This window comes from Paraburkholderia monticola, from assembly GCF_001580545.1.
Classification (GTDB): Bacteria; Pseudomonadota; Gammaproteobacteria; order Burkholderiales; family Burkholderiaceae; genus Paraburkholderia; species Paraburkholderia monticola.
In genome coordinates this window covers 809,414-822,964 of the sequence record NZ_LRBG01000037.1, presented here as the reverse complement: position 1 = coordinate 822,964, position 13,551 = coordinate 809,414, and the positions used below count along the sequence as shown (strand labels likewise).

The following is a 13,551-nucleotide window of genomic DNA, read 5'->3' as shown; positions in this document are numbered from 1 at the left end:
ACGGGGGGAAAACGAGCCGCTCGTATTCGAGCTGGGTGGGCGTCACCGACTACGATCGCGACGGCGAGTTGCGCATCGGCATCAAGCGTGTGCGTGGCGGGCGCTTCTCGAACTTCGCGTTCGACACGCTGCAGCCCGGCCACACGATCGACGTGATGACGCCCGACGGGCGCTTCTTCACGCACCTGAACGCGGAGCAGGGTCAGCAGTACCTCGCCTTCTCGGGCGGCTCGGGCATCACGCCGGTGCTCGCGATCATCAAGACGACGCTCGAAGTCGAGCCCCGCAGCACGTTCACGCTGGTGTACGGCAACCGCAGCGTCGAGCAGATCATGTTCGCCGAAGAACTCGAGGACCTGAAGAACCGCTTCATGAGCCGCTTCGTGCTGTATCACGTGCTGTCGGACGATCTGCAGGACGTGGAGCTGTTCAACGGCGTGCTCGATCAGGAAAAGTGCGCGGCGTTCATCGAGCAGTTGCTGCCGGCCGACGCGATCGACGAAGCGTTCATCTGCGGCCCCGGGCCGATGATGGACGCGGCCGAAGCCGCGCTGAAAGCGGCCGGCGTGCCGCAGGCGAAGGTGCACGTGGAGCGCTTCGGCACACCGCTGCCGCAGGCGGGCGTGCCGGCGGTCGAGATCACCGGGGACACCCCCGCGGCCGACCTCGAAATCGTGCTCGACGGCAAGCGGCGCAAGCTGCGCCTGCCGTATCAGGGCGTCAGCGTGCTCGACGTCGGACTGCGCGCGGGACTTGCGCTGCCTTATGCGTGCAAGGGCGGCGTGTGCTGCACCTGTCGCGCGAAGGTACTCGAGGGCGAAGTGAAGATGGAAAAGAACTACACGCTCGAAGAGCACGAGGTCCGCGACGGCTTCGTGCTGACGTGCCAGTGTCATCCGGTCAGCGACAGGGTCGTCGTCAGTTACGACGAACGTTGAGCGCCGCCGCTATAGACCCCCTGCTTTCGTCGCCAACCGGTTCCGTGTCGTCCAAGGCCGCCGTCACGTGCCATCGCGCGAACCCGTACATGTCTGATCGCACTGCGTTGCGCTGTCGCGCACGCAGCGCCTGAATCGCTCGCTATCTCTACCTGGAAATACCATGACCGAAGCCTTTATTTGTGATGCCATTCGCACTCCATTTGGACGTTATGCAGGTGTACTGAAGGACGTGCGCGCAGACGACCTGGGCGCAGTGCCGATTCACGCGCTGATGCAGCGCAATCCATCGGTCGACTGGCAGCAGGTCGCCGACGTCCTCTACGGGTGCGCCAACCAGGCCGGCGAGGACAATCGCAATGTCGCGCGCATGTCCGCGTTGCTGGCGGGCTTGCCGATCGACGTCCCCGGTTCCACGATCAACCGCCTGTGCGGCTCGGGGATGGACGCGGTAGGCAGCGCCGCGCGGGCCATCAGATCGGGCGATGGCGACCTTTACATCGCGGGCGGCGTGGAAAGCATGACGCGCGCACCTTTCGTGGTCGGCAAGTCGGCCTCGGCATTCTCGCGTTCCGCCGAGATCCATGACACGACGATCGGCTGGCGCTTCGTCAATTCGCTGATGCGCAAACAGTACGGTGTCGATTCGATGCCGGAAACGGCCGAGAACGTGGCCGACGATTTCGGCGTGGACCGCGAATCGCAGGACCGGTTTGCAATGCGTAGCCAGCAACGCGCCGCGCGCGCTCAGGCGGACGGCACGCTGGCCCAGGAAATCACCGCGGTGCGCATTCCTCAAAAGAAGGGCGAACCGCTGGTGGTCGATCGCGACGAGCATCCGCGTGAGACCTCGTTCGAGGCGCTGGCCAAACTCAAGGGTGTGGTGCGTCCAGACGGAACGGTCACCGCGGGTAATGCCTCGGGCGTCAATGACGGCGCTTGCGCGTTGTTGATCGCAGGCGAAGAGGCCGCGAAGCGCAATCATCTGACGCCGCGCGCCCGCATCATCGGCATGGCCACGGCGGGTGTCGAGCCGCGCATCATGGGCATCGGGCCCGCGCCGGCAACCGAGAAGCTGCTGGCACGCCTGGGCATGACCCTCGACCAGTTCGACGTGATCGAGCTGAACGAGGCCTTCGCCTCGCAAGGGATCGCAGTGCTGCGCCGGCTCGGCGTCGCGGAGGACGATCCGCGCGTCAATCCGAACGGTGGCGCGATCGCGTTGGGTCACCCACTCGGCGCTTCGGGCGCCCGCCTCGTCACCACGGCCACCTACGAACTCGAACGCCGCAACGGCCGCTTCGCGCTTTGCACGATGTGCATCGGCGTTGGCCAAGGCATCGCGATCGCCATCGAGCGCGTTTGATCGGAGTCAACAGCATGTCGAACGCATTGAAGACTTCCACGGTGGTCGGCATCGTCGGCGCCGGCGCGATGGGCGCCGGAATCGCCCAGGTGGCCGCGCTCGCGGGACACCACGTGGCGCTGTTCGATCTCGATGCCGCCACGGTCGCGAAGGCGATCACGGGCATCGCGGCCAATCTCGCGAGGCTCGTCGAGAAAGGACGGCTCGACGCGACGGCAGCCGCGCACGCGAAGGAAAGATTGCTTCCGGTCGACCAACTGGCCGGCCTGCGCGATGCGGGGCTCGTCATCGAAGCCGTCGCCGAACGGCTGGAAGTGAAGCGCAAGATTTTCGCCGAACTCGAAGAGCACGTGGCCGACGCTTGCATCCTCGCGACCAACACTTCGTCGATCTCCGTCACGGCGATCGGCGCGACACTGAAGATCCCGTCGCGCCTCGTGGGCATGCACTTCTTCAATCCGGCGCCCGTGATGGCGCTGGTCGAAGTCGTCAGTGGTCTCGCTACGTCGACGGAGGTCGCGTCGTGCGTGTACGAGACGGCCGCCGCGTGGGGCAAGACGCCCGTCTATGCACGCTCGACCCCAGGCTTCATCGTGAACCGTGTGGCCCGTCCGTTCTACGCGGAAGGTCTGCGGCTTCTGAACGAGCAGGCAGCGGATGCCGCGTCGATCGATGAGGTGATCCGCGAGGCGGGCGGCTTCCGCATGGGCCCGTTCGAATTGATGGACCTGATCGGACACGACGTCAATTTTGCGGTCACCGAGTCGGTGTTTCGTGCGTATTTCAACGATCCCCGTTTCACGCCGTCGTTGATCCAGCAGGAGCTGGTCAATGCGGGCTTTCTGGGCCGGAAATCGGGCCGCGGCTTCTACGAATATGGTTCGAACGCCACGCGCCCGAGCCCGCGTATCGAGTCCCCTAAAGACTCCCCGCGAGAAGTCAGACTGTTTCCGCAGTCCGGGGTGATCCAGCGGCTTCAACAAAGGCTGCGGGATGCCGGTCTCGTGACCACGACGATGCCCGAAACCGAAAGCAGCGACGGGGCCGTCGCGCTGATCGATGATGCGGTGCTGCGACTGACAGACGGGCGCACTGCCACGCAATGCGCGTACGACATGAATCGCGACAACGTGGTTCTCGTCGACCTTGCGCTCGACTATGCCGGCAGCAACACGGTCGCGCTCACCCGCGCGAGACAATGCAGTGATTCGGCCTACGCCGCTGTGGTCGGCGCGATGCAGGCGGCGGGGTACTCGGTCGTGCCGGTGGCAGACGTGGCCGGCATGATCGTGATGCGAACCGTCGCGATGCTGGTGAACGAGGCCGCCGACGCGGTCAATCAGGGCGTCTGCACGGCAGCGGATCTCGATCTGGCGATGGAAAAAGGCGTCAACTATCCGTTGGGTCCGCTGAAGTGGGCAAACGCAGTGGGCGTCGCTTTCTTCCATACGGTGCTGAACAACCTCTGCACCCATTACGGTGAAGACCGGTACCGCGTTTCACCGCTACTTGCGGCACTTTCGTGGTCGCGTTCCTCGTGGGACGCCAGCCACGCCATCGACAACGCTGCCTGACTCGAAACAACCCAACTATCTGTATCTGGAGACTCCCGTGGTCCGACGCACCCCCCAACCCGACGAACTCGAACCGATCGAACGCGCCAGCCGCGATGAGCTGCAGGCCCTGCAACTGAAGCGCCTCAAATGGTCGCTCCGCCATGCTTACGACAACGTGGCACATTATCGGCACGCGTTCGATGCCGCTGGCGTGCATCCGGACGACCTGAAAGAACTCTCCGACCTGGCAAAGTTTCCGACCATGTCGAAGAAGGACCTGCGCGACAACTATCCGTTTGGCCTGTTCGCCGTGCCGCGCGACCAGGTGGTGCGCGTCCATGCATCGAGCGGGACCACGGGCAAACCGACGGTCGTGGGCTACACGGCACGCGACATCGACACGTGGGCGGACATCGTCGCGCGTTCGCTCCGTGCTGCCGGCGGCCGCCGCGGCGACACGTTGCACAACGCGTTCGGCTATGGCCTGTTCACGGGCGGCCTTGGAATTCACTATGGCGCGGAGCGGCTCGGCTGCATGGTGGTACCGATGTCCGGCGGCCAGACCGAAAAGCAGGTTCAGCTGATCCGCGACTTCGAACCCTCGATCATTCTGGTCACACCGTCTTACATGCTGAACCTGCTCGACGAGATGACGCGGCAAGGGATGAACCCGGCCGAGTCGTCACTGAAGGTTGGTGTCTTCGGCGGCGAGCCCTGGACCCAGGCGATGCGCAACGAAATCGAAACGCGGGCCGGCATCGACGCGGTCGACATTTACGGCCTCTCCGAAGTGATGGGCCCGGGCGTCGCGTCGGAGTGCATCGAAAGCAAGGACGGTCCGGTGATCTGGGAGGACCACTTCTACCCGGAAATCATCGATCCCATTACCGGTGAGGTGCTCCCGGATGGCAGCGAGGGCGAACTGGTCTTCACGTCGCTCACGAAGGAAGCGATGCCGGTCATCCGCTATCGGACTCGCGATCTGACCTCGCTCATGCCGCCCACCTCCCGCTCGATGCGCCGGCTCGCCAAAATCACCGGACGCTCCGACGACATGCTGATCATTCGAGGCGTCAACGTGTTTCCGAGCCAGATCGAAGAACTGATTCTGGCGATTCCGAAGCTGAGCGCGCAGTATCAATTGACGGTCAAACGCGATGGGCATCTCGATTCGCTGGCCGTCTGCGTCGAAGCCCGGCCGGAAGTCGGCGAATCGCTGAGCGACCACGATCGCGCGGCGCTCGCGCGCGAACTGCAGCATCGAATCAAGACGATGGTTGGCGTGTCGACGACGGTTTCGGTGGCGCTCGCCGGACATATTCCCTTGACCGGCACCGGCAAGGCGAAACGCGTCGTCGATCTGCGCGGCGCGAATCTGTAAGCGAGGATCAGGGGCGTTGCGCGCCGGATCCGCGCGGCGCCCACTGGGATCACTGCCGACCAGTGTTACGATTCCGACGTCTCTGTTCAAGCCGTGAGTCCCTTGCCTGCGCGTTCGGGTCTTACGTCAAAACATACGCGGAACCCGACACAGCATGAAGCCCCTGGATCTGACGCGTTTCGATCTCAACCTTCTGGTCGTACTCGAGGCGCTTTGGGCCGAAAGGCACGTCGGCCGCGCCGCCGAACGATTGCATTTGTCCCAGTCCGCAACCAGCCACGCTTTATCGAGGTTGCGTAGTGCTTTCGCCGATCAGCTTTTTATTCGTCACCCTCGCGGGATCGAGCCAACGCCGCTCGCCATCGAGTTGATGCCGCGCGTGGCGGCGGTGCTCGAGTCGGTCAGGCTCGTCGCCAGTCCACGTGGAGAATTCGATCCGGCTCGCTTGCAAGCGATGCTCTCAGTGGCCGCGACCGATCACGCCATCTTGACCGTCATCGCCCCTGCTCTCGCCAAAATCCAGGCCGCTGCACCGGGTGTCGTGCTCAGGCTCAGACCGGCCGATATGGAATCCGCTGTGCGCATGCTGGACAGCGGCGATCTCGACATCGTGCTCGGGTCGGGCTCTTTTGCCCAGATGCCGCAGCGTTTTGATTGCCAGTTGGTCCACAAGGAACGGTTCGTCGGCATCGCGCGCAAAGGGCATCCCGCTCTGCTCAAGCGTGGCACGAAGCTGCACATGGAGTTGGATGACTTCACCCGGCTGCCGCATATTCTGGTCTCGCCGCGCGGCGATACGCGGGGCGCCGTCGACGATGCGCTGGAGGCCCTCGGCCGTACCCGCAAGGTGAGCGCCACCTGCCCCAGCTTTCTGGCTGTTCCGTTCATGGTCGGCGCTTCCGAATCGATTGCCGTCATCGCCGAGCGAGTTGCACTGCGGATGCAGGAAACCGCGCAACTGAGTCTTTTCGAGTTGCCCGTGGTGCTACCAACCTGGGACGTGCTCGTTATTCGCGCCCGAGGTCGCGCCAACGAACCCGCCGTTCAGTGGATCACGAACATGATGATCGCTGACTAAACATCGGCAGGAGTTGGGGACCATGAATTTCATGCATCGACATGGTGTGTAAATGCCATTGGATCGAATGCCTCAGGCCTCCTAGAGTGCGGTTGTCGTTTATTCAACCCGCCAGGAGTACCCCTAGCCCATGAAGACAGACCCCACCCTGGTCATGATCCCCTGCTTCGCAGGCGCTCCATGGCAGCTCGACCAGCTAAGCGACTTGCAGGGTCGCCCCATGCGTACACTTCGCTTGCCGGACGACGTGTGCGAGCTGGAAACGTTGGCGGACTTCATCGCCGACCAGGTGAAGGACCTCGACAGCTATGTGCTGGTTGGCGATTCGTACGGTGCGGTCTGCTCGATCGCGGTCGCGACGCGGCAGCCGACGGGCCTGAAAGGCCTGGTGCTCTCCGGCGGGTTCGCGAGGAACCCAATCACCTCGCCCTTGCTCAAGACACTGGCAGCGCTGGCACCGTTCTTCCCCGGGCCTTTTTATCGACAGACGACACTTCGGGTCCACGCCGCGCAGCTGGCTTCGTCGTTCGACAAGGAGGGGGAGATACCGTGGTCAACTGGAAAGAGTCGCGCGTTCTTCATCAGGGAGACGCCGCATAGAGCCTACGTCAACCGCATGCGCTCGATCGGGAAGATGGACTACACGGTCCAGTTGAAAAGGATCGAGGTCCCCACGCTGATCCTGACTCCCGCGCAAGACAGGCTGATCGGTAAAGAAGCCGCTGGGACACTTCTGAACGGCATCAAGGATTCGCAGGAAGTCGTCATGCCGCGCACCGGTCACATGTTCAGGTTTTCGCATCCTGGCGCCTACTCTCGCGAGATCAGAAAGTTTCTGGAGCGGGCGTCGCTATAACGGCTTTGGTACAAATAGAGGTGCCTTCACCGCCGCTTCTCCACCACCCTGACGGAGTCCTTTGCCTGTTTAGCCTCGCGCTTGCGGCCCGCGGCCACTGTCGCCTCCCTAAACGATGCGGCACGCGCTTCGCCTAACGCGATCAGCGCATCGGTGAGTTGCGCCATGTGCTTCTCCATCGACCTGTCGTCGCCGGACTGAATGGAAACGAACGCGCCGTCAAAGCCGAGCATGCCGAAATACGCGAGTTCTTCGGCGATCGCCGACGCCGCGGCGCTCCCTTCCGCGTTGAACGCGCTGCGAATCATCTCCCGCATGTAATCGCGGCCTTCGTTACGCACCTCGATCACGGTCTGGATGGCCTCTGGCTCGGCCGCCTCGTTGCTCATGACCATGACGACCAGCAGGCGCAGGAAGTTCTCGTGGTGTTCGAACACCTCGCCCGTCTTCTTCAGATACCAGCCCAGACGCTCCCGGGACGTGCCATCAACGGGGGGATTCTGATGGGCCTCGCGCATCGCGGCGAAGAAACGCCGGGCACCCTGGGCCATCACCTCCGCCAATAGCCCGGCCTTGGAACCGAAATGGTGATAAATCGCGCTCTTGGGGATTCCGGTTGCCTCGACCAGCGCCGACATCGAGGTGCCCGCATAGCCATAGGCGGACATCACACGGGATGCCGCTTCGAGGATTTCCTGGCGGGATCGCTGGCCCCGTCGATTGCCGATTTGCCGTGCATTTTCCATCGCAAAAGTATACCGGTTCGGCAAGTTTTTTCCGGCGTTGGACCAATCGGCACGGCCTGCGCATTCATAGCTCAGACTCGATCGGCAGCAATCCGAGGAACCAGACGCTCGCACGCCGCATGAAAGATACATCTGGCTCCGAGTCGTATTCCGTCACCGTTCCGTCCTCGGCGGTGTCGATCCAGACGATCCGGGTCGTTCCGTTCGCGTCCGTGCGTTGTTCAACGCGCCAGGCAATCACGTCCAATTTCGGCTCGACATCGTCGAGAACCTGGCCGGCAAGCGCCGGACTGTCGCAAAGCACGCCAATCTCCGTATTGAGCTTGCTCGAGCGAGGGTCGAGATTCATCGATCCAATGAAAATGCTTTGCCGGTCGAACACGTACGTTTTCGCATGCAGGGAGGCCCTCGATGAGCCGAAGGACTTTCGTGGCGCTTTGTCGCTGGATGTGACGAGCGGCTTCAGCTCGTAAAGCCGTACGCCCGCCGCGACGAGATCCTTGCGGTAGTGCTGGTATCCAGCATTCACCGCGGCTACATCGGTCGCAGCCAGCGAGTTGGTCAACACCGTGACGCGTACGCCATGCCCGGTTAAATCGCGTATCCATTCGACACCCTCCTTCCCTGGCACGAAGTAAGGCGAAACGATCAGCATTTCGTGTGTCGGTTTGAGTTTCAACGCCGCGAACCGCGTCATCAGATGGCCTTGCAGGTTGCCCGGGTCTCGCGTGATCTTGGACGGATCGTCGTAAAGGAGGGTGACATCTCCCCACGAAAAGTCCGTGTTGCCCGATTCAAGTACTTTGGCCAATCGCTGCCGGGCTTGCACAATATAGGGAGCGTCTTGCTCCGATTTGAGGTATTCGTCCAGCTTCTCGCGGTAGGCGGCCAGTGCGGTTGGATCCGCCGGATGGCCCATCAGTTGCTCGATCGAATAACTCGATTCGGAATTCCAGAACTCGTCGAAGGCGGCGGAGACCTTCCTGACGACTGGACCGTGCACCAGAACATCCAGATCCCCAAACGTCACCACCTTCGATGCACCGAAGTATTCATCGCCGATATTGCGACCACCAAGAATAGCGGCCTGGTTGTCCGCAATGATTGCCTTGTTGTGCATGCGCCGGTCGACTCGGGAAAATTCCAGCGCAGCGCCGAGTGATTTGAAGTGGCGGTTCGCGACCGGGTTGAATAACCGTATCTTCACATTCGGGTGTGAACTGAGTGTGAGCAGAACCTGGTCGTCTGCATTCGTGCCAAGGTCATCGATCAGGACGCGAACGCGCACTCCGCGGTCTGCTGCCTTCAGCACCGCTGCCCCCAGTTCGCGGCCTGTCAGATCGCTGTGCCAGATGTAGTACTGGAGATCGAGCGAGCGCTCTGCCGTTTCCGTGAGTACGATGCGAGCCACGATCGCGTCGGTGGGGTCTGCAAGCAGGTGAAATGCACCGTCGCCGGGATGACTCCGCTCTTCGGGCGCGAAGAGCGTGCCGAGCCGTGTGGACTCCGTGTTTTGAAGGGCAAACGTTTGTGGCCGATTGCTCTGTGGAGGCAAGCTCGCGCACGCGGTCAGCACACTGGCAAGAACGCTTACGAAGAGAAGCTGAAGCCTTGTCATGTCCGCACCTCGCTAAAGGATTTCACAGGGCACGCCCCGAGCGACGTGCCGGACTTGCAAAAAGCCTGTTGCTGGTTCGACGCAGCCAACGCAACGCTCGGCACTACACGCCGTCCACCGGATGCGGCGAGAGCACGAAATACGTCGTGTCGCATGGGACTCACGCATCTTATCGTGGTGACTCGTTCTCCTCCAGCGTTGCACCCCGCTCCAGATCCTCGCGCCCGCCATTGGTAAGATTGCCGTCACGACACGCGCGCTGCAGGTGCCGCCGCTGAGCGCCAACAAAGCACGCCCCACTGTGACCCGAGGAAAACAACGCATGGCGAATCACGATCGCACCAGCTTCATTCGACGCAAGACACCGGAGTCAGCCGCCATGCTGGCAAACGTCAAGCGCGCGATGGCGATCACCGCCAGCATCAACCGCCTGACGTTCAACGATACCGATCAGGTGCGGGCCCTCTTCAGCGAACTGATCGGCAAGCCGGTGGACCCGAGTTTTGTCTTGATCCCGCCGTTCTATACGACCGGCGGGGTCGATATCAGTGTCGGGCGCAATGTCTTCGTCAACCAGAATTGCACGTTCTACGATCTCGGCGGACTCGCCATTGCCGACGACGTGATGATCGGGCCCAACGTGAGCCTGATCACCTCGGGTCATCCTATTGAACCGTTCCAACGGCATACGGGCGTCACGGCGAGCCCGATCGTGATCGAGCGAAACGTGTGGATCGCGGCCGGCGCGACGATCATCGGCGGGGTGACGGTCGGTGAAAACTCCGTCGTTGCAGCGGGCTCGGTCGTCACCACGGACGTTCCTCCGAATACCCTCGTTGGCGGAAACCCTGCCAGGGTCATTCGGGCGATCGGCGACTGAAAGTATTCGCCGCGACGGTGCCAATCGCCGCGCCGAACTACAATTATTGAAGCGGTCTGAAGCCACTCCATCTGAACGTGCGTCGCACCCGCCATGCAGTGGCTATGCGCGGACTATCCGGGCTGCGCTGACAGGCCGTTCAGCCTCCCCCGGCAAAGCATTGCTGCACGATTGATTCGATCGCAGCAGGCCTGGGGCGGCGGCTAGCCCAGGAGGGACTATGCGCTCGGCAGTGGAGTCCGGCGTGCGTCTGAGACGTTATGCGATCAGGGCGGCAGCCGTCATCGTCGGTCTGATTGTGCTTGGACGCATCACCGGCATCCTGGTCGATTGGCTGTGGTTCTCGTCGGTCGGCTACGGTGGCGTTTTCTGGACCATCCTGTGGGCGAGAGCGCTGCTCGCTACCGCCGTGTTCACCGTTTCGGCAGGCGCGATAGGCCTCTCGGGAATGCTCGCACATCGTTATGCGAGACCCGTCGTCGATCCCTCGCAAGCGGTAGTGGTCGGCCCGCCGGGTACGACGGAACTCACCGGCGATCTGGCCGAGCTGGTCGCGCCGCATATTGCCTGGCGCTCCAGTATCGTCTGGGTCGCAATCGTCCTGGGGCTCGTTATCGCCGGCGGCGAAATCTCGAACTGGGACATCGCACTGCGCTTCATCCATCAGGTGCCGGTGGGCCAACGCGATCCGGTCTTTGGCCGGGACATCGGCTTTTATCTCTTCTCGCTGCCCGTGTATGTCGCCATCAGGAACTGGCTGCTGCGACTCGTCCTCAGCTGCGCGATCGTGACGGTGGCCGTCTATGCGCTGCGCGGTGATATCGCGTTGGAACGGCCGCCACGTACATTCTCCGCCGCCGCGTTCACTCATGGTTCGGCACTGCTCGGTTTGTTCTTTGCGGTAATGGCCTGGTCGTGGTGGCTCGCGCGCTTTCTGCTGCTCTATGGCGACAACGGTGTCGTGGTCGGCGCCAGCTACACCGACGTCCACGTCCAGCTGCCGGTCCTGTGGATGCTCGTCGGCCTTGCCACGGCCGCGTCAATCGCCATTTGGATCAACATGCGCCGGCGCAGCTACCGGCTGCCTATCGTCGCCGCGCTGGTCGTGTTCGGCAGTGCGTTCGTGTTCGCCGGGATCTATCCACCGCTGTTCGAGCGCTTCTATGTCAAGCCAAGCGAACTCACACTGGAAACACCCTATATCAAGGCAAATATCGCGCTGACGCGGGAGGCTTACGGCCTTGCACAGATCGAGGTCAAGCCGTTCGACGCCGAGCCGGGATTGACGCTCGACTCGCTGCAGGCCAATCGGGCAACCATCGACAACATCCGGTTATGGGATGTGCAACCGTTGATGGACACCTACGCCCAGTTGCAGGAGATCAGAACCTATTACAAGTTTCTCTCGGTGGACATCGACCGCTATCGACTCGACACCGGCTACAGACAGGTGATGTTGTCGGCGCGCGAACTGCAACCGTCGATGCTGCCGCCCAACGCCCAGACCTGGGTGAATCTGCACCTTATCTTCACTCACGGCATCGGCATCGTGATGTCGCCGGTCACCGAGAAATCCACGGAAGGTTTGCCGTTCTTCTATCTGCGGGATATTCCGCCGGTCGCCAACGGCGGCCCGCCCATTCGCGAACCGCGTCTCTACTTCGGTGAAGGCCAGCAGGACTACGTGATCGTGAAGGGCAACGTTGCCGAATTCGACTATCCCAAAGGCGCGGACAATGCCTACACCACATACAGCGGGCATGACGGCGTACCGATCGGCGGCGCGGCGCGCCGCAGTCTGTTCGCGTGGCAACTCGACGATCCCAACATTCTGCTGAGCGGCTATATCGCCGACCAGAGCCGTATCCTGCTTCACCGCAACATTCAGGAGCGCGTGCGGATGATCGCGCCGTTCCTGACGCTCGATCACGATCCCTATGTCGTCGCGAGCGGCGGACGCCTGTTCTGGATTCAGGACACCTATACCGTCAGCCAATGGTTTCCCTACTCCCGGCCGGGCTTCGGCGACGGTGCCAACTACATCCGCAATTCGGTCAAGGTCGTGATCGACGCCTACAACGGCACGGTCGATTTCTATGTCAGCGATCCCGCCGATCCGCTCCTGCGAACGTACCAGCGCATCTTTCCAGGTCTGTTCAAACCTTTGGACGCGATGCCATCGGAGCTTCGGCAACATATCCGCTACCCCGAAGACCTGTTCCTGATTCAGGCGCAGCTGTTCCGCGCCTATCACATGGATGCGCCGGAGGTCTTCTACAACCGCGAAGATCTGTGGCAGTTCCCGCGCGAACTGGTCGGTATGGATGGAGAGAGCACCGCCAGCACGATGCCGCCGTATTACACGATCATGCGACTGCCCGGCGACCCGCGCGCCGAATTCATCCTGATGCTGCCGATGGTGCCGAGCCAGCGGGAGAACATGATCGCGTGGCTGGCGGCGCGTTGCGATCCGACCGAATACGGCAAGCTGATTGTTTATACGTTTCCGAAGGACAGGCTGATCTTTGGGCCGTTTCAGATCGAAGCGCGCATTCAGCAGAATACTGAGATCTCGCAGCAGATCTCGCTGTGGAACCAGATGGGCTCACGCGTGATTCGCGGGCATCTCGTGGTCGTGCCGATCGAGAACTCGATCCTGTACGTCTCGCCGCTCTATTTGCGCGCGGCGTCGGGGCAGTTGCCGGAGCTGAAGCGGGTGATCGCAGCGTATGGCGAGCGGGTGGTGATGGAGGACACCTTGGGCCAAGCGCTCGCGGCACTTTTCAATGAGAGCGTGCGGGCGGGATTGCCGGCGCTAGTGACGACCAACGTGCCGGATGCCCGCGCGCGTGAAGCGCTTGCCCACTATGACCGCGCGATCGAACGGCTGAAGGCGGGAGACTGGAGCGGCTTTGGCGCGGAGATGGATGCTTTGCGGCCGTTGCTTGAAGGGCTTGGTGGTGGGCGGTCCGGTGGTGGGCAGAAGTGAGCGGGAAGTTTGAGGTTTTTTGCGGATTCGTGGGGATGGGCGCTTGCCGATCCACATCTGCCCTTCAATTCGACGCGAGTGCTACGGCAGCTTCGGTACTGGAATAGTCATTCGGGTCGTCCTCTCGGACGACAGATTCGCGG

General features: G+C 62.2%; 10 protein-coding genes. 8 read left to right on the top strand and 2 right to left on the bottom strand.

Going from position 1 to position 13,551, the window contains the following annotated elements; all coding sequences use genetic code 11:
- The 6 genes from CI15_RS27580 to CI15_RS27555 all read left to right on the top strand — a co-directional run.
- Nucleotides 1-938 (top strand): 2Fe-2S iron-sulfur cluster-binding protein (locus tag CI15_RS27580; RefSeq protein ID WP_062134273.1); only part of this gene is annotated, 938 nt, incomplete at its 5' end.
- 163 nt (nt 939-1,101) lie between these two features.
- Complete coding sequence (gene pcaF, locus CI15_RS27575; RefSeq protein WP_062134070.1) at nt 1,102-2,304, top strand: 3-oxoadipyl-CoA thiolase; 1,203 nt, start codon at nt 1,102-1,104, stop codon at nt 2,302-2,304.
- 14 nt (nt 2,305-2,318) lie between these two features.
- A complete protein-coding gene (paaH, locus tag CI15_RS27570) occupies nt 2,319-3,878 on the top strand; it encodes a 3-hydroxyacyl-CoA dehydrogenase PaaH (RefSeq protein ID WP_062134270.1) in 1,560 nt (519 codons plus the stop codon).
- A gap of 37 nt (nt 3,879-3,915) precedes the next feature.
- A complete protein-coding gene (gene paaK / locus CI15_RS27565) occupies nt 3,916-5,241 on the top strand; it encodes a phenylacetate--CoA ligase PaaK (protein ID WP_062134066.1) in 1,326 nt (441 codons plus the stop codon).
- Between the two features lie 154 nt (nt 5,242-5,395).
- Entirely contained in the window at nt 5,396-6,319 is a 924-nt protein-coding gene (locus CI15_RS27560; protein ID WP_062134064.1) for a LysR family transcriptional regulator, read from the top strand.
- Nucleotides 6,320-6,449: 130 nt separating this feature from the next.
- Complete coding sequence (locus CI15_RS27555; protein WP_062134061.1) at nt 6,450-7,175, top strand: alpha/beta fold hydrolase; 726 nt, start codon at nt 6,450-6,452, stop codon at nt 7,173-7,175.
- Nucleotides 7,176-7,201: 26 nt separating this feature from the next.
- Here the strand turns inward: CI15_RS27555 and CI15_RS27550 are convergent, their stop codons facing one another.
- Together CI15_RS27550 and CI15_RS27545 are read right to left on the bottom strand one after the other, a co-directional pair.
- A complete protein-coding gene (locus CI15_RS27550) occupies nt 7,202-7,945 on the bottom strand; it encodes a TetR/AcrR family transcriptional regulator (RefSeq protein ID WP_420915882.1) in 744 nt (247 codons plus the stop codon).
- A gap of 40 nt (nt 7,946-7,985) precedes the next feature.
- Nucleotides 7,986-9,539 (bottom strand): phospholipase D-like domain-containing protein, encoded by a 1,554-nt coding sequence (locus tag CI15_RS27545; protein WP_062134055.1) that lies wholly within the window; start codon nt 9,537-9,539, stop codon nt 7,986-7,988.
- Between the two features lie 322 nt (nt 9,540-9,861).
- On the opposite strand from CI15_RS27545, the gene CI15_RS27540 reads away from it, so the two are divergent.
- Both CI15_RS27540 and CI15_RS27535 read left to right on the top strand, forming a co-directional pair.
- Nucleotides 9,862-10,419 (top strand): sugar O-acetyltransferase, encoded by a 558-nt coding sequence (locus CI15_RS27540; RefSeq protein ID WP_062134053.1) that lies wholly within the window; start codon nt 9,862-9,864, stop codon nt 10,417-10,419.
- Nucleotides 10,420-10,639: 220 nt separating this feature from the next.
- On the top strand, nt 10,640-13,408 hold the full coding sequence (locus CI15_RS27535; RefSeq protein WP_062134050.1) for a UPF0182 family membrane protein: 2,769 nt from the start codon (nt 10,640-10,642) through the stop codon (nt 13,406-13,408).
- Nucleotides 13,409-13,551: the final 143 nt, after the last annotated feature.